Raw genomic sequence first — 22021 nt, forward strand, 5'->3', positions numbered from 1 at the left:
CACGTAGGGTTGAACAATGGCCTGTGTGGGGCATGCATCTAAACAGGCAGTACAACTACCGCAATGATCGGTCACCGGATGGTCATAATCTAGTTCCAGGTCTACGATCAATTCAGCAATAAAGTAAAAGGAACCTAGCTTCTGTGTAAGCAGGTTACTGTGTTTTCCAATCCAACCCAAACCGCTCCTGGCGGCCCACGCCTTATCCATGACCGGGGCCAAATCCACAAAGGCCCTCCCCTGCACTTCCCCAATTTGTGCTTCAATAAAGGCCATGAGTTCTTTCAATTTCGATTTAATGACCTGGTGATAATCCTGTCCGTAGGCGTATTTGGATATTTTATAGGTGCCTTCCTGCTGTTCTTTAGCCGGGAAATAGTTTAAGAGAACCGAAATAACGGATCTGGCACCATCTACCAATTTTCTGGGATCTAATCGCTTGTCAAAGTGATTCTCCATATACGCCATCTCCCCATTCATATTGGACTTTAACCATTTCTCCAGTCTTGGGGCCTCTTCTTCCAGAAAATCGGCTTTGGAAATACCGCAACTCACAAATCCCAGCCTAATGGCCTCTTCTTTGATCAGTTTGGTATGCCTGGTTTTCGGGTTCAACTATTGTTCCTTTTTACAAAATTCAATTTAATCTCCTTTGGTTTCAAGGAAATAAGGGGGATCAGTTCTACTTTTTCAGTAACACTGTGTACCTTGTACTTACTTATGATCTCCACGAGGGTCAGTATCATTTCATAGAGCGCAAAACTGTTCCCTATACACATTCTGGGTCCTGCTCCAAAGGGATAGTAATAAGATCCCATTTCTTTTTTTCCGGATTTATCAAAACGCTCTGGTTTAAAAGATTCCGGATCTTGCCAAAAATCAGGATGCCGGTGCAATTCATAAACAGACATTAAAATAAGACTTCCTTCCGAGAAGTTTATATCAGCAATAATTATATCCTCCTTGGCCATCCGATCTATTACATATACAGGCGGATATAACCTCATGGCTTCTTCTATGCACTGCTGCGTGAAAGGAAGAGCAGAGATCCATTCCATAAGATCCTTTTCCGGACTTACATTACATTGTATTTCCTTAAAAACCTTTTCCTGAATTTCAGGATGTCTGGCAAGCAGGTAGAGGGTAAAGCTCAAGGCATTGGCCGTTGTTTCGTGCCCTGCTGTAAACAGTATAAGCACTTCATCAATAAGCTGCTGACGACTCATATGTGTCCCATCTTCATAGGTGGCCTTGAGCAGCATGTCTAACAAATCATCCCGTTCCCTCTCGAGCCCAATTCTCTCTTCAATAAGTCCATTGAGCAACAGTCTGCTATCCTCTGAATATTGCAGGTGTTTACTGATTTGCCCGCTAAGCTGAAACCACCATTTAAGATAGGGTTGCCTCATCTCCCGGATCAACATTTTCTGATTCGTTTCAGTAATGTATTGGAGCTTACGCATCTTATCGCGTATATCTGAATGACTAAATAAGGATCTGGCCACTACCTGGAATGCCAGATCGCCCATAAGTGGAAATACATCTATGGTCTCATTGGCTTTTATTTGCCCCAGCTCTTCTTTGATGGCTACTTGCATGGTACTTAACAATCCGGCTAATTTCTTTCTGTGAAAGGCCGGCTGGATCATTCTTCTTTGTGCACGCCAGTGATCTCCCTCGGCTGTTAAAAGTCCGTGACCAATATATTTTGCCAGATCCTTGGTTTGCAGCGGAGATTTGCGAAATTTTTTATGTTGCTTTTGTAAAACCTGGAGAACGATCTCGGGATTTTTTGTGAAGACAATGTTTTGCCACGGGCCCACCTTCACCCGGAAGGTATCTCCGTACTTTTTAAAATTCTCTGAATGAAAGGGCAAGGGATTTGCCAGAATACTCTTTCGATTCTTGAATACCTCTAACTGGGAAACGGTTTTGAGTTTTACCATCTAAAACAATCCGGGCTGGGTGCCTCCTTTGATCCTTCCCAGGTGTTGATAGGCAAGTTCGGTCACTTCCCTTCCCCTGGGTGTTCTCATGATAAATCCCTGCTGTATAAGAAATGGCTCATAGACCTCTTCAATGGTTTCAGCACTCTCCGAAACAGCTGTGGCCAGGGTAGATATCCCAACAGGGCCACCTTTAAATTTATCAATAATGGTCACTAATATCTTATTGTCCATCTCATCCAAGCCATGAGTATCTACATGCAGGGCATTTAAGCCATATTTGGAAATATCAATATCGATAGACCCGTTACCTTTAATCTGAGCAAAATCGCGAATACGCCTTAGCAGGGCATTGCATATTCTTGGGGTTCCTCTACTTCTGCCTGCAATTTCAATGGCTGCATTATTGCTGATAGGTACTTTCAGAATTTCTGCGCTTCGCTCAACGATGGTAGAGAGGAGTTCTGTATTATAGTATTGTAGCCTGCTTTGGATCCCGAAACGCGCCCTCATAGGAGCCGTTAATAAGCCAGACCTGGTAGTGGCTCCTATTAAAGTAAAAGGGTTTAAATTGATTTGTACCGATCTCGCATTAGGACCGGTTTCTATCATAATGTCTATCTTATAATCTTCCATGGCAGAATAGAGGTACTCTTCTACAATAGGGCTCAGGCGATGTATCTCGTCAATAAACAGCACATCGCGTTCCTCCAAATTGGTCAATAATCCCGCAAGGTCACCCGGCTTATCTAGTACAGGGCCAGATGTGACCTTGATACCAACGCCTAATTCATTTGCAAGAATATGCGCCAGGGTTGTTTTTCCAAGTCCGGGAGGACCATGAAAAAGCGTATGATCTAGTGCTTCATTACGCATGTTGGCTGCCTGTACAAAGATCTTTAAATTCTCCAATACAGATTCCTGCCCGGTAAAATCGTCAAAGGTAATTGGCCGTAATGCTCTCTCAATGTCGAGTTCCTCCTGCGAGAAGTTCTCAGCCGTAGGATCCAGATGTTCGTTCATACTTTCAAAGATAGTGAAAAACGCAAGGGATTTTAACCGTCACAGTTTAATCCACAAGCTAAATCCCATTAATTATTGATCATGACAAAAATCATCTTTTTTTCATAATATATTTTGCTTCTTTGCAGAGGAATAATATATTAATTGAAAATAATAAGAATGGCAAGATTTGATCTACAACAATATGGTATTGAAGTAAAAGAGGTTTTCAGAAATAGCAGTGTTCCTGTTTTATACGAGCTAGGATTACAACAGGAAAAAGGAACCGCAATTTCTGATGTGGGAGCCTTGATGGTATATTCCGGTGAAAAAACAGGCCGGAGCCCGAAAGACAAACGAACAGTTAGACATCCAGACTCTGAAAAAAATATCGATTGGGGGAACATTAATATAGGCCTCGATGAACACACGTATATGGTAAACCGGGAACGCGCCCTGGATTACCTTAACACAAGACCCCAAATATATGTTGTGGACGCCTTTGCCGGATGGGATCCAAAATACAGACTTAAGGTAAGGATCATTTGCACAAGGGCGTACCATGCCCTGTTTATGCAGAATATGCTGATTATGCCAACAGATGCTGAATTGGAAAAATTTGGAGAACCAGACTATGTGATCTTCAATGGAGGAGGCTTTCCAGCGAACAGGTATACCTCCGAGATGACCTCCAAAACCAGTGTGGACCTCAACCTTGAAAAGAAAGAGGTGGTTATCCTGGGGACCCAATACGCAGGAGAAATGAAGAAAGGTATTTTTTCTATTATGAACTATTTGATGCCATTGGAGGAGGTGCTTCCCATGCATTGCTCTGCTAACGTTGGCGATTCGGGCGATGTTACCATTCTATTTGGATTATCAGGAACAGGTAAGACCACCTTAAGTGCCGACCCAAAACGGAAGCTAATTGGTGATGATGAGCATTGTTGGACAGATGAGGGAACCTTTAATATTGAAGGAGGTTGTTATGCAAAAGCCATTAACCTGTCTGCAGAAAATGAGCCTGATATTTTTAATGCGATACGATTTGGTACGGTCTTGGAAAATGTGGTCTATGACAGTAAAACCCGCACCGTAGACTATACAGATACCTCTATCACACAGAACACCAGAGCTTCATACCCTATCCAATTTATCAACAATGTTCAAATACCCTGTATTGCAGGACATCCGGAAAACATCATCTTCCTTACTTGTGATGCCTTTGGGGTCTTGCCTCCTGTGAGCAAACTAACTCCGGAACAAGCCAGTTACCATTTTATTTCGGGTTATACCGCTAAAGTTGCAGGCACAGAAATGGGAGTGACCGAACCCCAGGCTACCTTTAGTGCCTGTTTTGGAGCAGCTTTCATGATGTGGCATCCTAACAAATATGCAGAATTACTAGCCAAGAAAATTAAGGATCACAAGGCTACTGCCTGGTTGGTGAATACAGGATGGACCGGTGGTGCACATGGTGTTGGTTCCAGGATAAAGTTGAAATATACACGAGCCATGATAGACGCTATTCACCATAATGAATTTGATAAAGTTTCCTTTACAAAGGATGAAGAGTTTGGCTTTCAGATCCCCGAAAGTTGTCCGGGAGTGCCTTCTGAGGTTCTGATTCCAAAGAATACTTGGGAAGACAAGAAACAATACACTGAAGTTAAGAAGAAATTGGTATCCCTGTTTAATGCCAATTTTGAAAAGTTTAAAAGTAATGTGAACGAAGCAATCGTTAAGGCCGGACCTAAGGTATCTTAGTCCTTAAATACATACAGGAATTGGTTGTTGTGTATCCCCTTTTCAGTTTGAAGAGGGGATTTTTTATTTCTGACGTTTAAATAATTCTGCAGTATCCGTGAATTGCTTTAAACTTATCGCCGGGTCACCGTACAAATAGCAACGAGAAGAGCCTTGTTGTCTCAATTCTAAATTTTCGGTACTAAAAAGATGAGCATTGGAAGATTCCTTCAGGCTGGCCACTATATTTCTGACCTCTAGATCCTTGGCCCTCAGATCTGCATCGTCCTTTAATGCAATTTCGAAATTATCTGCAGTACCGTCTATTTCCAGACTGGCATTGTCCTTCATATTAAGCAGATTGTTGAAGGAATTGGAGTAGATACTGGCATCTGCCTTATTCATAAGATTTACTGACAATGAATCTGTGGTGAGATTGAAAGTGCCAGAACTGTTGTCTTGCATGTTTATAGTAACGAGACCTGTATCTGTACCCAATTCTATTTTGGCCGATCCTAAGGTGGTTACGGTTAAATTCTCCGAACTTACCTTATCTACGGCTACCAGTCTACCATCGCTAAGCGTGATAGCGGTAAGTTGGGTGTAGGCTATTTCTATTTCTAATTTCTTCTTTGAAGTAATCTGATAAAATGAGGAAATGATCAAAGTACTATCCTCCACCCTGAATTTTAGCACATCAATGAGATTATCATCGGCCTGGACCATATAAGCTTCTTCCGTTGATCTTCTCAAGCTCACGTCCAAATCGTCCCTGAGTTCAATTTTTGTGAAAGGAGGCAATACCTCTTTTACTTCGATAACCGTTCTGTTTCCTTTGATCTTAGGTTTGCGTTGCGACTGTACAGCAAGGGTAGCAAAAAGCAGCATTATGGATAACCATTTTATCTTCATTTTCTAAGGGCTTTTAATATTCCAAGAATTGGCATGAATAAAGATATTACAATTTATTGAAGGATGCGTGTGCAGGGGTCGACAATAAAAAAGACCCAAGCTGTAATGAAACAGACATGGGTCCTAATTATTTGAATGAAATGACCTTAATGTTGCAACTCTTCTTCCTCATTGTGCAGAGGCACATTCTGAGGCACAAAATCCTGGTCTTTGATCACATAGTCGCCATTTGGCAATGTCTTACTGTAGTCGTATGCCCATCGGTGTACATGAGGTATCTCACCTTCCCAGTTACCGTGGATATGCTCAATAGGAGCGGTCCACTCTAAAGTATTAGACTTCCATGGGTTCTGTTCTGTAGGCTTGCCATAGAACATACTGTGAATGAAATTGTAAAGGAACACCAGTTGTGCTGCTCCGGCTATAAGTGCAAAAATGGTTATTAACACGTTTACATCTGTGAGCTCATCGAACATAGGGAAGGCGGTATTCTCATAATACCTTCTTGGTACTCCTGCCATACCCACAAAATGCATTGGGAAGAATACTCCATAGGCACAGATGGCTGTTACCCAGAAATGTACATATCCCAGATTCTTGTTCATCATACGTTTGTACATCTTAGGGAACCAATGATAGACCCCCGCAAAAAGTCCGTAAAGCGCTGATATTCCCATTACTAAATGGAAGTGAGCCACTACAAAATAGGTGTCGTGCACGTTAATATCCAAGGTACTGTCCCCTAAAATGATCCCTGTAAGTCCACCAGTAATAAAGGTTGAAACCAAACCAATGGAAAATAGCATAGCGGGGTTTAACTGCAGGTTTCCTTTCCAAAGAGTTGTGATATAATTAAAGGCCTTTACCGCAGAAGGGATAGCAATCAACAGGGTGGTGAAGGTAAACACGGACCCCAAAAATGGATTCATCCCTGAGATAAACATATGGTGTCCCCAAACTATGGTAGACAAGAAGGCAATAGCCAAAATAGATGCCACCATGGCTCTGTATCCGAAAATTGGCTTCCTGGCATTGGTAGACATCACCTCAGAGGTGATTCCTAGCGCTGGTAACAATACAATGTATACTTCAGGGTGCCCAAGGAACCAGAATAAGTGTTCATAAAGTACCGGAGATCCGCCCTGATAGTGCAATACTTCACCTTGTATAAAAATATCAGACAAGAAGAATGAAGTTCCAAAACTCCTGTCCATGATAAGTAATAGGGCAGCCGACAATAATACAGGGAAAGAAACAACCCCGATAATGGCCGTAACAAAGAAGGCCCAGATCGTTAGAGGAAGTCTGGTCATTGACATTCCCTTTGTACGAAGGTTGATCACTGTCACAATATAGTTCAGGGAACCTAATAAGGAAGAAGCGATAAAGATGGCCATTGAGACCAACCAAAGTGTCATTCCCATTCCAGAGCCTGGTTGTGCCATAGGCAACGCGCTTAAGGGCGGATAGATGGTCCATCCCGCAGCGGCGGGACCAGCCTCTACAAATAGTGAAAGCACCATGATGACACTGGAGGTAAAGAACATCCAATAGGAAAGCATGTTCAAAAATCCGGAGGCCATATCTCGAGCGCCAATCTGTAATGGAATAAGAAGGTTACTAAACGTACCACTTAAACCGGCAGTAAGCACAAAGAATACCATGATGGTACCGTGAATGGTTACCAGTGCCAGATACATATTGGCATCCATTACGCCGTCTGGGGCCCATTTTCCTAAAAGGGCCTCAAAAATTGGGAAGGATTCGCCCGGCCAGGCCAATTGCATTCTGAATAATAAAGACATGGCAATCCCAATGATTCCCATGATCAGACCTGTAACCAGATACTGTTTGGAGATCATCTTATGATCCTGACTGAAAATATACTTGGTAACAAAGGTTTCTTTGTGATGATGTCCATGATCGTGTGCGTGATCATCAACGTGTGCATGTGCTGTAGCAGACATAATCTAATTTAATTTTATATTAATTTTCTTTTCTAGCCTCAATTTATTGCATGGATGTCATTAACTGTGAAAAAGTCTGTTGACTCTCCATCCACGCGTTGTATTCTTCTTCTGTTTCTACAATGATCTTCATCTGCATATTGTAATGAGATTTACCACAGATCTTATTGCATAGCAGGATGTAATCAAATTCCCAGGGATCTGAGTTGGCTTCACCGTTGGCAGCCTTTTCTGCCCTGATCGCATTGGTCCTCTTTACTTTATCTGCCACATCCGGATTTAAACGCATTTCCTCCGTGGTAATGGATGGCGTAAAGGAAAATTCCGTGATCATCCCCGGAACGCAGTTCATCTGAGCCCTGAAATGCGGCATGTAGGCAGAATGTAATACATCTTGTGAACGGAATTTAAAATTCACTTTTCGACCTACTGGCAAATGTAATTCCTTAACGATTACGTCATCATTGGCATAAGGATCGGACTCATCCAATCCCAGTACATTGGCCCTGTCTATATCGATCATACGAACATTTGCTCCTCCTAGGACATTATCTCCCCCACCGTAACGGGCCGTCCAGTTAAACTGCTGAGCATATAACTCCACGATCAGCGGATCATCATCCTCATTTATGTCCATTATGTTGGTCCAGGTGTATAGTCCCCATAAGATCAACCCTGCCAACACCACTACCGGAATAATGGTCCAGATAAATTCTAGTCGGTCGTTATCCGCATAGAACAAAGCTTTCTTTCCTTTTTCTCCGCGATACTTGTACCCAAAGTAATGTAAAAGGGCCTGGGTGATGGTCTGAACTATGAAAATAATTACAAAAGACCACAGTAACAGACTGTCGTATTCACTACCGTGTTCCGAAGCCGCTTGGGGCAATAAGAACTTAGAATATTTCCAGAAACTAAAGATAGTAATGGCGTATATAAAGATCAAAAAGGCGAATAGCAAATAACCATTGTACTTGTTATCCTTATCATTGGCCACCTGTGAACTATCTGCTTTGATCTGCGACAATTCAAAGATCTTGGTCATTTGCCAGATCGCAATTGCCACTAGAACCAAAACAAATATCGTAAGTAATGTAGTCATTGTCTAAACTAAAAGGTTACTGTATTCTTTAATAGTGAAAATGTTTACTCTCTTCAATAAACGGGTTCCTTTTTGGCTGCAAGGGCGCCTTTGTCAATGCTCTGAATACCCAAAAGATAAACAATCCTGCAAAGAAACAAACGGCTCCTATTTCAGGAATACCTATATACCATTGGTCACCTACTGTTGCCGGCATGATCATATTGAAAATATCCATGTAGTGTCCTGCAAGAATCACGATCCCTGTCATCACCACAAACCAGTTAATTCGTTTATAATCACTATTCATCAAAAGCAACACTGGAAATACAAAATTCATCGCAACCATTCCAAAGAATGGCAGTTTAAAATCTTCGATTCTGGTAACAAAATAGGTAACCTCCTCGGGAATATTCGCGTACCAGATCAACATAAACTGGCTAAACCAAAGGTACGTCCAGAAAATACTGAATCCAAACATAAACTTGGCCAAATCATGGATGTGACTGTCGTTCACATCGGGGAGGTATCCTTTTGATTTTAGGTAAATGGTGATCAAAGCAATAACCGTGATCCCGGATACCATCATGCTGGCAAAAACATACCATCCAAATAACGTACTAAACCAGTGAGGATCCACACTCATGATCCAGTCCCAGGACATCATAGATTCTGTAACCAGGTAGAACACCAGGAAGCCGGCGGACCATTTGAAATTTTTCTTGAAGTTGCTATCATCATTTGCGGCATCTTGCGCCAGTGATAATTTTCTAGAAATTTCTCGGTACAAGATCCATCCTCCCAGGAATATGACCGCTCTGATCAAAAAGAATACAGGGTCTAAGTATCCTGCTTTTCCTTGTAATAATGCATCATCTGCCACTACCTCAGGATCCATCCAAACAAACATATGATTCCAATGTAATACGGAAAGCACAAAAATGACAATGATAATGATGCCCCCGGGTACTAAATAGGACGTTATGCCCTCCATAACTCTGAATAATATCGGAGACCACCCCGCCTGTGCCGCACGTTGAATGGCATAGAAAGCCAACACTCCAAGGGAGATCATAAAGAAAAAGAAGGCAGCCACATAAAGTGCAGACCAGGGCCTGTTCTGTAATTGATGCAATAAATGCTCGTCGTGAGCTGCATCGTGTTCTGCTACCATAGAATGATCGGCCAATGCAGCACCATGATCGCCATCTTCAGCATGCGATTCACCCTGACCTTCTTCGTCATGAGCAGCTACCATAGCTTTGGCATCTTCTACCGAGGAAGGGGCAGTTACAAAACCAATCCCCATACCCAACATCCCAATACCAATCAGGATAAGAGCTCCAATTTTTAATCTGTTAGAAAATGTATACATAGTTTACGTCTGAGTCTTATTTAGTTAGGTCCTGTTTCAGTTTCATAACATATTCGGCCACTTGCCATCTCTCTTCGTAATTGATCTGCCCTGCATAAGATCCCATTGAGTTTAATCCGTAATAAATGGTGTGATACGTAGAACCTACAGATATATTTCTGGCGGCATCTGCATAACTGGGAACACCAAGGATCTTTTCTCTTTTAACCAATGTCCCCTGACCAGCTCCATTGGCTCCATGGCAGATAGCGCAATAAATGTCATATAATTCCTTGCCTGTAGCCAAATTGGCCTCTGCATTTAATGAATCTAACGGACTTGGCTGTAATCTTGCCATATCCTTCCCTTCCAGGTCATTGGCAAATTCATATGGAAGCCAGCCCCTGGATATGGTATTATCTACGGGTTGCATAGCTTCAGTACCACTGGGTAAGAAGTTCACTTGCTGATAGGTTTCGTAGCCTACAGGAAAATACATGTTTGGCATGTACTGATAATTCCTGTTGTTCTTATCCGCACAAGAAACCATCACAAGTACGGCACAAAACAAAATTCCTATTTTTAGTATACTCTTCATAATTCCTGAACTACTTTTCTACCTTGTTAATCTCAACAGCACCAGATTCCCTGAGCATCTCCATTAATTGTTTCTCATCTCCATGTACTTCTATCTCCATGACAAAATGATCGTCAGTGGTACGGGGATCGGGGTTTTCCGCTTCTTTAAATGGCCATAACCTGCTACGTAAGTAAAAAGTGATCACCATTAAGTGAGCGGCAAAAAATACGGTCAATTCAAACATGATGGGCACAAAGGCCGGCATGTTTTCTATATAACTGAAACTAGGCTTCCCTCCAATGTCCTGAGGCCAATCCTGTATCATAATATAATTCATCATTACGACAGACACTATTAATCCAAGTACACCATACATAAAAGACGTAATAGCTATCCTTGTTGGAGCAAGCCCCATGGCCTTGTCTAGTCCGTGAACCGGGAACGGACAATACACTTCCTCGATATGATGTTTGGTAGCTTTTACCTTTTTAACCGCCTGCATCAGGATGTCATCATCATTGTAATAAGCATGTATAACTTTAGAGGCCATATCTATGAGTTCTTATTTAATTTTTTAGCCTGTCTGGCCCAATCATCTCGCTGTGCCCTTCCAGGGAACGAACCTGTAATATCGTCCAGGAGATCATATTCTATATTGGTCATTTTACTGACCTGAGCAAAGGTATAAATACCTATCTGGTTAAGCGTGGTCTCCATTTTTGGCCCAATGCCTTTTATCTTTTTAAGATCGTCTGCTTTATCTTTTGCAGGATCAAAAGCACCCAATTTGGAAAGCAGATCAGAAACCTTGCCTTCATCTGTTACTGACGCTTTTGCAGGTGTCTTTGCAACTTTTACTTCTTTATTCCCAGCTTGTACCACCGGCATTTGATAGAGGGGCTTCCCTTCGTCTCTTAGTTTTTTATACTTGGATCCGGAGGCCTTTAAGATAGACTTTACCTCCGCCTGCGCAATAACAGGGAAGGTTCTGGAGTACAACAAAAAGAGAACAAAGAAGAATCCTATGGTTCCTATAAAGATCCCGATATCTACATAGGTTGGAGAGAACATGGTCCATGAAGACGGAAGGTAGTCGCGATGAAGTGAGGTTACAATGATCACAAATCGCTCGAACCACATCCCAATGTTCACTACAATTGATATTATAAAGGAAATAACGATACTGGTCCTGATCTTTTTGAACCACATGATCTGTGGCGATACCACATTACAACTCATCATTAATAAATATGCCCACCAATAAGGTCCTGTTGCCCTGTTGAGGAATGCATATTGTTCGTATTCAACCCCTGAATACCATGCTATGAACAATTCTGTGATATAGGCACAGCCTACGATAGAACCTGTAACCATGATCACGATGTTCATCAGTTCAATATGCTGTACTGTGATATAATCTTCCAAGTGACTCACCTTCCGCATTATGATCAACAAAGTTTGCACCATGGCAAAGCCAGAAAAAATAGCTCCTGCAACAAAATACGGAGGGAAGATGGTGGTATGCCATCCAGGGATCACCGAGGTAGCAAAGTCAAAGGATACAATAGTATGAACAGAAAGTACAAGAGGCGTTGCCAAACCGGCCAATACCAGGGATACTTCCTCAAAACGCTGCCAGTCTTTGGCTCTACCTGTCCATCCAAAACTCACCAGGCCATAGATCTTTTTCTGGAAAGGCTTTACGGCTCTGTCCCTGATCATGGCAAAATCTGGCAATAATCCTGTCCACCAGAATACAAGAGAAACTGAAAGATAGGTGGAGATTGCAAATACGTCCCAAAGCAGGGGTGAGTTAAAGTTTACCCATAGAGATCCAAACTGGTTTGGAATGGGAACTACCCAATAAGCCAACCAGGGTCTACCCATGTGAATGATCGGAAATAATCCCGCCTGGATCACAGAGAATATAGTCATTGCCTCTGCAGAACGGTTAATAGCCATTCTCCATTTTTGACGGAACAGCAGTAATACCGCGGAGATCAGGGTCCCGGCATGACCGATACCTACCCACCAAACAAAGTTGGTGATATCCCATGCCCAGTTCACTGTTTTATTGAGTCCCCAAGTACCAATACCTGTAGAGATCGTATAAATTATAGCACCAATTCCCCAAAGGAATGCAGCCAAAGCGATGGAAAAAACAATCCACCACTGCCTGTTGGCCCTTCCTTCAATAGGAGCAGCAATGTCTACCGAAACGTCATGGTAGTCTTTGTCTCCAATAACCAGAGGTTTCCGTATAGGTGCTTCGTAATGCGACGCCATAGATTTCTGTTATAGTTAGGTTCTTTATTTCTTGATTAAGCTTCGTTGTTATTCCGCACTTTCACATGATAGAATACATTAGGCTTGGTGCCTACAGCTTCTAACAAGTGGTACATTCTGTCTTCTTTTTTCAATTCGGCTACCTTGCTCCCAGTGTCATTTATATCTCCAAAAACAATCGCTCCGTTGCTACAAGCATTGGAACAAGCCGTTTGAAATTCTCCGTCTTCGATAACTCTTCCATCTCGTTTTGCATCCAGGATAGTTTTCTGTGTCATTTGGATACAAAGGGAACATTTTTCTATAACTCCTCTGGATCTTACCGTCACGTCCGGGTTAATAACCATTTTCCCCAGGTCATTGTTCATATGGAAATCGAACTCGTCATTATTGTTGTACAAGAACCAGTTAAATCGTCTTACTTTATAAGGACAGTTGTTCGCACAATACCTTGTTCCTACACATCTGTTATAGGCCATATGATTCTGTCCTTGTCGGCTATGTGAAGTGGCTGCCACAGGACATACTGTTTCGCAGGGTGCGTGGTTACAGTGCTGACACATTACCGGCTGGAAAGCTACTTGCGGATTCACGGCCGCTTTTTCCATTTCCTCAAAACCAGATTTTGATTCAAAGGCACCTGAAAATTCGTCCTTCTTTATATTGTCGTCTTCAAAAGTATCTTCTGATGAATAGTATCTGTCTATGCGTAACCAGTGCATATCCCTGGATCTTCGAACCTCGACTTTACCTACAACGGGTACGTTGTTCTCAGCGTGACAGGCAATGACACATGCCCCACATCCCGTACAGGCATTAAGGTCTATAGACATATTGAAATGGTGCCCTATGGAACGATCAAAAGAAGTCCAGAGATCTACCGAAGTAGCAGGAACTTCCTGATGGTTCAATGAAACTTCCGGGACGGGGTTCCATTCGTGGGCATCTTCCGTCGTATATTTCTCAAGGGTGGTTTCTTTGATGATCTCACCTCTTCCCATTAGGGTATTTTGCAGCTGAATACATGCAAATTCGTGCATGCCAATACCTTTTTCGATAGAAACTGGCTGCACCGAATTGAAATCGGTATACAAAGCATAGGCATTAACACCTGTTTGCATCTCCTCTTTCATCCCCACCTTTCTTCCATATCCAAATGAAAGTCCGACAGTATTCTGAGCCTGCCCTGGTTGAATAATAACGGGTACATTTTCCAGTCTTACCCCATTTACGGTGACATTGGCATAGCTACCGTCCAGGCCACCATTGGCTACATTCTCATTGATAAGTCCTAATGAACTGGCATCAGCTTTTGAAACCGTAATATAATTATCCCAGGTTACTCTTGTAATTGGATCCGGGAATTCCTGCAGCCATGGATTATTGGCCTGTTGCCCATCTCCCATTCCAACTTTAGGATACAATATAAGTTCCATGCCTTCCGAGCTTGTCATGGCCAAACGCTGAACGGCAGACATCAACACCATAGTATCTCCAGATTCTACTTCAGGAGTTTGAACTGATGGAGTTGCCTCACCCTGCATTGTTGTGTTGGCAAATACACCATCGTGCAATGCCTGGTTCCAGGAAGCATCTCCAAGAATTGAGGTGGTCCAGGTATTCTTTATATAATCGTAATAGGTTTGATCGTTACCCATCCAATTGAGCAATGCCTGCTGGAATTGTCTGGTATCAAAAAGTTCTTTTATCGTTGGTTGCATAAGGCTGTAATGCCCTTTCTTCAACTGAGCATCTCCCCATGATTCCAAGTAATGGTTTGCCGCTGCCGTAAATTGTGTTCTTTCTGTGGTCTCATTCCAATTGGTAGAAAAAGTAACAGACAAATCAACCTTTTCGAGGCCTTCAGCAAAATCGGCCGAATTTGGCAAGGTATACATGGGGTTTACCCCATCCATTAGCAACAATCCAACAACACCGGCTTTCATATCGGTGATCAGTTGCTGAACCTCCTGGGTATTTCCTTGTCTTGTATACTTGGGCGCATTGGGATCGAAAGCTTCGCTCCCCAACATTTCGTTGATAGCGAGGATTACTCTTTGTGCATCTGCATCGTCTATACCGCTTACTACCACGGCTTTACTGCCCATTTTTCTGATCTCAGCAGCGGTCATATCTACCATTGCCAAAACGCTTTCGCTTAGGTCGGTCGAGACTTTTCCGTTGTTTAGTTTTCCGTACAAGGCAGCCAGGGCCTTTTTCTGTTCGGAAGGTTTTAGAGGGATACGTTTGTCTGCGTTAGCACCTGTCAAAGACATAGTTCCTTCGAACTGAATATGACGCGACATTTTTCCTTCTTTGGGAACACGTCCTTTTGAATATCCGGAATCATATCCTCCACCTTGCCAGTCTCCAAGGAAATCGGCTCCAAAAGAGATTATCAGTTCCGCTTTCTCAAAATCATAGTCGGCCATGGCTCTTTCGCCATAAACCATCTCAAAAGCATTTAATGCTGCATCCTGAGAAATAGCATCATAGGAAATATGTTTGGTATTCGGATAGGCCGCTATAAAGTCGGCTATCAGGTTGGAGGCAGACGGACTTGCATAGGTTTGAGTAAGCAGTACAACTTGTCTTCCTGAATCTTTTAACGCTCCCAGTTTTGATTTCACCGTAGCATCCAGAATACTCCATTCTACAGGTTCACCGTTAGATAAAGGTCCCTGTACCCGAGTGCTGTCATATAGAGAAAGTACGGATGCCTGTATACGAGCATTGGCGCTTCCGTTGGTCCTGGCATCTTTATTGTTCTCAACTTTAATAGGCCTGCCTTCTCTTGTTTTGATAAGAATACTCGCAAAATCAAAGCCATTCGCGATTGTAGTGGCATAGTAATTAGCCACGCCGGGAACAATACGTTCTGGTTGAACTACGTAAGGAATCGATTTAATTACGGGGCCTTCACAGGCAGCAATAGAAGCTGCTGCTGTACTAAAACCAACGTATTTCAAGAAATCCCTTCGATTCGTTTTTGAATCGGCAAGAGTTTCTTTATCCCCTAAAAACTCATCAACAGGAATCTCCTCCGGAAACTCATTTTTACTTAGCTTCTGAACAATGGAATCGTCAGGATTTAACTCCTCTTCGTTTTTCCAATATATCTTGTTTGATGCCATACGATCTATCTGTAATTAGCTGCTTGTAATTTTTCTTAATAATGACATTTTCCACATTCCAAACCGCCCAGTTGAGCAGCAGTAAGTTTCTCTACCCCGTACTTTGCTGAAAGTGCCTCATGAATTTTTTCATAATAGGCATTATCTTCCAGATTTACGTTGGTTTCCCTGTGGCAATTAATACACCATCCCATGGTTAATGGAGAATACTGATACATGATCTCCATCTCCTCTACAGGACCATGGCAGGTCTGACATTCTATACCTGCTACCGAGACGTGCTGTGAATGATTGAAATAAGCAAGATCTGGTAAGTTATGGATACGTACCCATTCTACGGGTTTTGACTCGCCTGTATATTTCTGATTCTCCTCATCCCAGCCAACTGCCTTGTATAATTTTTTTATTTCGCCGGTGTAGAATTCATTGGTATAGCCATTGGCAAGGTCTTCAGCAGAAGGACCTTCAGGATTACCTTTGTATTCATAAATTGACTTATGACAGTTCATACAAACATTCAGGGAAGGAATTCCAGAGTGTTTGGAAACCCTGGCAGAAGAGTGACAGTACTTACACTCTATCTTATTATCTCCCGCGTGAATTTTATGTGAATAATGAATAGGTTGAATAGGTTGATATCCCTGATCGACTCCTATCTGCATCATCCATCCATACGCGTAGTAAGCACTTCCCAATAATAGAAAGATAGAAAATACCAATACCAGGAACTGATTCTGTGCAAAGGCCTTCCAAAGCGGCGTACGTTTCTCAGCCTTAGCTTTTTCGATGACCACACCGTTGGCTTCAGCAATTCTTCTCAAGGTAATATTTACCAGGATAAGCATCATTACCAATAGGCCAAACACGAGTACCAGGGCACCTAGAATAACCTCATTGGTGATCCCCGAAGAGGAGTTACCGCCTCCTGCAACTTCTCCGGCCACCGCAACTGCCTGAACCGGAGCGGGTGGAGGAGCGGCCGTGTAGGCCAAAATATTGTCAATATCCGCATTGGAAAGCGTAGGAAATGCCGTCATGGCAGCCTGGTTGTATTCTGCGTAGATCTTATTGGCATATGCATCACCTGAAGCGATCATGCCTGCACTGTTTTTGATCCATGTATACAACCACTCTTTGTCTAATCCTTCTTCTTCAGACAACCTGGTCTCTACATTGGCCAGCGCCGGACCTGTCATTTTCCTGTTCAAGGCATGGCAAGCGGCACAATTCTGATTAAATAGTTGTTTCCCTTTTTCAACATCACCACCGGCAGCATTTTCCATGGCAACCTGCTCAACAGCTACTTCAGCAGTGGCCTGCTCCTGAGCGAAAATAAAATTTGAAAAGAGTAGAAGAACTACCAAAGAAATACCGGAAATAGTAGAAATCTGAGTGCGGTACAAAACCTTTTTCATATTGAATTGTTTCTATCGAAATCTTGGCACGATAATTTCAGCATCCTAATAAAAATGGAGATTTATCGGTCAAATTATTGGGAGCAAAAATACGACATTGACTTTATTTGGGAAATCCTTAACGATCGATAATTTATAATTTATATTTATTCTAAATAAGAAAACTTGATACTGTTTAACCGCTAAAAATTTACCTTTGCTTTTTATGTATTATAACCCTCTATAGATGTCATGAGAACTTCCCTGTTTATTATAGTTTTTCTTGTTTTCCATCTTTTCGCCAAAGCGCAAGATGGTATTGTAACCGTTGAACAAGATCCAAAAATCACCAAACTAATGAACATCTATAAAAAGATGAATTCCGAAACCGGATTTTTTACGATTCAGATTGGTTTTGGTTCGTATGCTGCCGCTTCAAAGTTAAAGTCGGAAGCAAGTATCGATTTTCCACAGTACAATTCAAATATAATCTTTGATTCACCCACATACAGAGTTCATTTGGGCAGATTTAAAGACAAGTTGGATGTGGAACGGATTTTTACAGAGGTTCGCAAAAAGTATCCTGAATCTATTATCTTAAAACCAGTTACAAGCACCAATTAATTCACGGAGGTGCGGTATAGACATAAAAAAACCCGTCCTTAAAAAGACGGGTTTTTTTATTTTATAATCCTATTTTAAAGGGTCTTTTTAACAGCTACTTCCTGGAATGCTTCTACAATGTCATTCTCCCTAATATCGTTGTAGTTTTTTATCTGAAGTCCACAGTCATATCCTTTGGCGACTTCTTTCACGTCATCCTTGAATCGTTTTAATGATGAAAGTAATCCGGTGTAGATAACTACCCCATCTCTGATGAGTCTGATATTAGAATTTCTAAAAATCTTCCCACTGGTAACCATACATCCTGCGATGGTTCCAATTTTAGATATTTTAAAGGTCTCTCTAATCTCTGCAGTTCCGGTGATCTCTTCTTTGATCTCTGGCGAAAGCATCCCTTCCATGGCATCCTTAAGGTCATTGATCGCATCATAGATAATAGAATACATACGGATATCTATTTCTTCCTTATCTGCAATGTCTCTGGCATTGCCCATTGGCCGCACATTAAATCCAATAACAATTGCATCCGAAGCAGAGGCTAATAACACATCCGACTCAGTGATGGCCCCTACTCCTTTATGTATAATATTAACCTGTATCTCGTCAGTAGACAATTTTTGGAAACTATCCGTTAAGGCTTCTACAGAACCATCCACATCCCCTTTCAGAATAATGTTCAATTCTTTGAAATCGCCCAGTGCAATTCGTCTTCCAATCTCGTCTAACGTAATATGTCTTTGTGTTCGTACGGATTGTTCCCGCAATAACTGACTTCTCTTGGCGGCAATTTGTTTTGCCTCTCGCTCATCCTGGAGCACATTAAACTTATCACCCGCTTGTGGGGCTCCGTCTAATCCAAGAATAGAAATGGGTGTTGCAGGGCCCGCTTTTTTGACAATTTTACCCCGTTCGTCTTGCATGGCCTTGATCTTACCACTGCAAGTTCCTGCAAGGACATAATCTCCAATTTCTAAAGTACCTGCTAAAACAAGCACTGTAGATACATATCCTCTACCCTTGTCTAAAAATGCTTCCACCACGGTACCGGAGGCAAGCTTATCCGGATTGGCCTTGAGTTCAAGCAACTCAGCTTCCAGCAATACTTTCTCCAACAATTCCTTAACACCTGCGCCGGTTTTGGCGGAGATATCGTGCGATTGTATTTTACCTCCCCAATCTTCAACCAATAAGTTCATGGCAGCAAGGCCTTCTTTAATCTTTTCAGGGTTGGCACTGGGTCTGTCTATTTTATTGATTGCAAAAACAATAGGGACGCCTGCTGCCTGTGCATGGCTTATTGCTTCTTTGGTCTGTGGCATGATGTCATCATCTGCTGCGATCACAATGATCGCAATATCGGTTACCTGTGCACCCCTTGCCCGCATGGCGGTAAAGGCTTCGTGACCCGGTGTATCCAGAAAAGCGATCTTTTGCCCGTTCTCCAATTCTACCCCATAGGCACCAATATGCTGGGTGATTCCTCCACTTTCTCCTGCAATGACATTTTCTTGTCGTATATAATCCAAAAGAGAGGTCTTTCCATGGTCTACGTGACCCATAACAGTCACAATAGGTGCTCTGGATTTAAGATCTTCAGGAGCATCTGCTTCTTCTTCAATAGCTTCTTCAATGTCTGCAGTCACAAACTCTACCTCATAGCCAAATTCCTCGGCCACAATAGAGAGGGTTTCTGCATCCAGGCGTTGATTCATAGTCACCATTATTCCTAAGGACATACAGGCAGAAATGATCTGCGTTGTGGGTACGTCCATCATTGTTGCCACCTCTCCGGCGGTAACAAACTCGGTGACTTTCAAAACCTTGTTCTCAAGTTCTTGTTGTTCAAGATCTTTTTCAGACTGCTGTCTGTGTTGATCTCTCTTGTCTCGTCTGTATTTGGCTCCTTTTCCTTTCTTGGATTTGCCCTGCAGTTTTTCCAGGGTTTCCCGTACTTGTTTCTGAACCTCTTCTTCTGTGGGTTCTACCTTAGATGTCACCCCAGGTCTCACACCCCTTTTATCTCCAACTTTTCCTCTTCCACCAGATCTTGGTCCAGAATCACTAATGATCCTTCTTCTGCGCTTTTTACGGTCATTGGGATCTGCTTTTGCAGCTTGTTCCTTCTTCTTTTTTGGTTTTTCGAACTTGGTGAGATCAATTTTATCTCCCATGATCTTGGGACCGGAAAGTTTTTGATACTTAGTCTCAATGGTCTCCGACGCTTCTTCTACAACTTTTTCAACTTCTTTTTTCTCGGCCGCTTTCTCGGGTTTCTTTTCTTCTTTCTCAGCAGGCTTCTCAACAACGACCTCCTCAACTTTCTTCTCAACTTCCTCCACAACCGGCGCCGGTACTTCCTCTTCCTTCTTTTTTGGGGCAGGTTTCTTTTTGCTTTCCAGGTCTATTTTTCCAACCATTTTTGGCCCTGAAAGCTCCGCTTTGGCTTTAACCACTTCAGTGGCTGCCGAGCGTTTTTCTCTGGCCAGGTGCCTTTCTTCCTGCTCCTGTTCTAATTGTAATCTTATGGCTTCTTTTTCTTTGCGCTTTTCCTCACCTACTTCTATAGAAGCAACTTTCTTGCTCATATCGGTTTGGAACTCGTCTAAAAGAACCTGATGTACCTCCTCCGATATCTTGGTGGTAGGACGCGCGTCTATGGTATGCCCTTTGGAGGCAAGAAAGTCGACCGCCCTGTCCAGGGAGATATTAAGTTCTCTTAAAACCTTATTAAGCCTTATTGTTGCATTATCTGCCATAAATACTGTTTACTCTCTAATTTATTACGCTAATATATAGCTTAATCTTCAAATTCCGATTTGAGAATCCGTACGACTTCCCGAATGGTCTCTTCCTCAAGATCTGTTCTTTTTATAAGATCTTCCACATCTTGTTCCAGGACACTTCTGGCGGTATCCAAGCCAATCTTTTTCAATTCTTCAATGATCCATGCTTCTATTTCATCAGAGAATTCCGTTAGTTCCACATCTTCTTCAACCCCTTCTCTAAAAACATCTATTTCGTAGCCTGTTAACTGACCGGCCAGACGAATATTGTGTCCGCCTCTTCCGATCGCCTTAGAGACTTCCTCGGGCTTCAGGTATACCTGGGCGGTCATATTCTCATCATTCAGTTTTACGGTAGTTACACGTGCCGGACTCAAAGCGCGGGTTACCATTAACTGAGGATTGTTGGTCCAGTTGATCACATCTATATTTTCGTTGCCAAGCTCTCGAACGATACCATGGATACGGGATCCTTTCATACCCACACATGCCCCTACAGGATCAATACGGTCATCATAAGAATCTACCGCTACTTTTGCTTTCTCGCCTGGGATACGAACCGCCTTTTTAATGGTGATCAGGCCGTCGAACACTTCCGGGATCTCCTGGAAGAACAATTGTTCTAAAAATACCGGAGAGGTCCTGGACATAATGATCATCGGTTTGTTTCCCTTTAGTTCCACGCTTTCAATGATCCCTCGTACATTGTCTCCTTTCCTGAAAAAATCGGACGGGATCTGTTTGTCTTTGGGCAGGATGATCTCGTTACCTTCGTCATCAAGCAATATGATGGCTTTGTGTCTTATATGGTGAACCTCAGCGGTATAGATCTCGCCTTCAAGATCTTTGAACTGCTTGTATATGGTGGTATTATCGTGTTCGTGTATCTTAGAGATCAGATTTTGACGCAGGGCAAGGATAGCTCGTCGTCCCAGGTCTATTAGCTTCACTTCTTCAGAGACATCTTCCCCCACCTCAAAGTCGGGTTCAATCTTACGTGCCTCAGAAAGTGAAATTTCCTCATTGGGCTCCTCCACTTGTCCGTCTTCTACCACAATACGGTTTCTCCATATCTCCAAATCGCCCTTGTCTGGGTTAATAATAATGTCAAAATTATCATCTGATCCAAATTTCTTTTTAAGGGCATTTCTGAAAACATCTTCCAAAATAGCCATTAGGGTTACCCGGTCAATGAACTTGTCATCTTTGAAT

16 protein-coding genes are annotated in these 22021 nt (G+C 42.4%); 2 read left to right on the forward strand and 14 right to left on the reverse strand.

The window, feature by feature from the left end:
* From queG to ruvB, 3 genes are all read right to left on the reverse strand, one after another.
* The coding region (gene queG, locus WBM49_RS13995) for a tRNA epoxyqueuosine(34) reductase QueG (protein WP_424372665.1) at positions 1-615 on the reverse strand (615 nt) is incomplete at its 3' end.
* Positions 612-1946, reverse strand: a complete 1335-nt coding sequence (locus WBM49_RS14000) for a cytochrome P450 (RefSeq protein ID WP_424372666.1) — start codon at positions 1944-1946, stop codon at positions 612-614. The genes WBM49_RS14000 and queG, both read right to left, overlap by 4 nt.
* Positions 1947-2969 carry a Holliday junction branch migration DNA helicase RuvB gene (gene ruvB / locus WBM49_RS14005; protein WP_424372667.1) on the reverse strand — a complete coding sequence of 341 codons (1023 nt, stop codon included), beginning with the start codon at positions 2967-2969 and terminating at the stop codon, positions 1947-1949. It lies immediately after the preceding gene.
* A gap of 159 nt (positions 2970-3128) precedes the next feature.
* On the opposite strand from ruvB, the gene pckA reads away from it, so the two are divergent.
* On the forward strand, positions 3129-4715 hold the full coding sequence (pckA, locus tag WBM49_RS14010; protein ID WP_424372668.1) for a phosphoenolpyruvate carboxykinase (ATP): 1587 nt from the start codon (positions 3129-3131) through the stop codon (positions 4713-4715).
* A 63-nt stretch (positions 4716-4778) separates the two neighbouring features.
* Here pckA and WBM49_RS14015 read toward each other — a convergent pair whose 3' ends face one another.
* The 9 genes from WBM49_RS14015 to WBM49_RS14055 all read right to left on the reverse strand — a co-directional run bounded on the left by WBM49_RS14015 (position 4779) and on the right by WBM49_RS14055 (position 17423).
* The gene (locus WBM49_RS14015; RefSeq protein WP_424372669.1) at positions 4779-5606 is read right to left on the reverse strand and encodes a GIN domain-containing protein; all 828 of its coding nucleotides are present in this window, start codon (positions 5604-5606) and stop codon (positions 4779-4781) included.
* Positions 5607-5752: 146 nt separating this feature from the next.
* A complete protein-coding gene (locus WBM49_RS14020; RefSeq protein WP_424372670.1) occupies positions 5753-7573 on the reverse strand; it encodes a cytochrome c oxidase subunit I in 1821 nt (606 codons plus the stop codon).
* 43 nt (positions 7574-7616) lie between these two features.
* Entirely contained in the window at positions 7617-8675 is a 1059-nt protein-coding gene (locus WBM49_RS14025) for a cytochrome c oxidase subunit II (protein ID WP_424372671.1), read from the reverse strand.
* A gap of 28 nt (positions 8676-8703) precedes the next feature.
* Positions 8704-10029, reverse strand: a complete 1326-nt coding sequence (locus WBM49_RS14030; RefSeq protein ID WP_424372672.1) for a quinol:cytochrome C oxidoreductase — start codon at positions 10027-10029, stop codon at positions 8704-8706.
* Between the two features lie 16 nt (positions 10030-10045).
* On the reverse strand, positions 10046-10606 hold the full coding sequence (locus WBM49_RS14035) for a c-type cytochrome (protein ID WP_424372673.1): 561 nt from the start codon (positions 10604-10606) through the stop codon (positions 10046-10048).
* 10 nt (positions 10607-10616) lie between these two features.
* Positions 10617-11138, reverse strand: coding sequence for a DUF3341 domain-containing protein (locus tag WBM49_RS14040; protein WP_424372674.1), 522 nt, complete (start codon positions 11136-11138; stop codon positions 10617-10619).
* 2 nt (positions 11139-11140) lie between these two features.
* Complete coding sequence (nrfD, locus tag WBM49_RS14045; protein ID WP_424372675.1) at positions 11141-12874, reverse strand: NrfD/PsrC family molybdoenzyme membrane anchor subunit; 1734 nt, start codon at positions 12872-12874, stop codon at positions 11141-11143.
* A 35-nt stretch (positions 12875-12909) separates the two neighbouring features.
* Positions 12910-16008: a TAT-variant-translocated molybdopterin oxidoreductase gene (locus tag WBM49_RS14050; protein ID WP_424372676.1), complete on the reverse strand. Its 3099-nt coding sequence runs from the start codon at positions 16006-16008 to the stop codon at positions 12910-12912.
* 35 nt (positions 16009-16043) lie between these two features.
* Entirely contained in the window at positions 16044-17423 is a 1380-nt protein-coding gene (locus WBM49_RS14055; protein ID WP_424372677.1) for a c-type cytochrome, read from the reverse strand.
* A gap of 231 nt (positions 17424-17654) precedes the next feature.
* Here WBM49_RS14055 and WBM49_RS14060 point away from each other — a divergent pair, with 231 nt between their 5' ends.
* Complete coding sequence (locus WBM49_RS14060; protein WP_424372678.1) at positions 17655-18026, forward strand: SPOR domain-containing protein; 372 nt, start codon at positions 17655-17657, stop codon at positions 18024-18026.
* A 74-nt stretch (positions 18027-18100) separates the two neighbouring features.
* Here WBM49_RS14060 and infB read toward each other — a convergent pair whose 3' ends face one another.
* Both infB and nusA read right to left on the reverse strand, forming a co-directional pair.
* Positions 18101-20782 carry a translation initiation factor IF-2 gene (gene infB / locus WBM49_RS14065; protein ID WP_424372679.1) on the reverse strand — a complete coding sequence of 894 codons (2682 nt, stop codon included), beginning with the start codon at positions 20780-20782 and terminating at the stop codon, positions 18101-18103.
* A gap of 41 nt (positions 20783-20823) precedes the next feature.
* Positions 20824-22021 (reverse strand): transcription termination factor NusA (gene nusA, locus WBM49_RS14070; RefSeq protein WP_424372680.1); only part of this gene is annotated, 1198 nt, incomplete at its 5' end.

It is taken from the genome of Muriicola sp., assembly GCF_049669965.1.
GTDB lineage: Bacteria > Bacteroidota > Bacteroidia > Flavobacteriales > Flavobacteriaceae > Muriicola.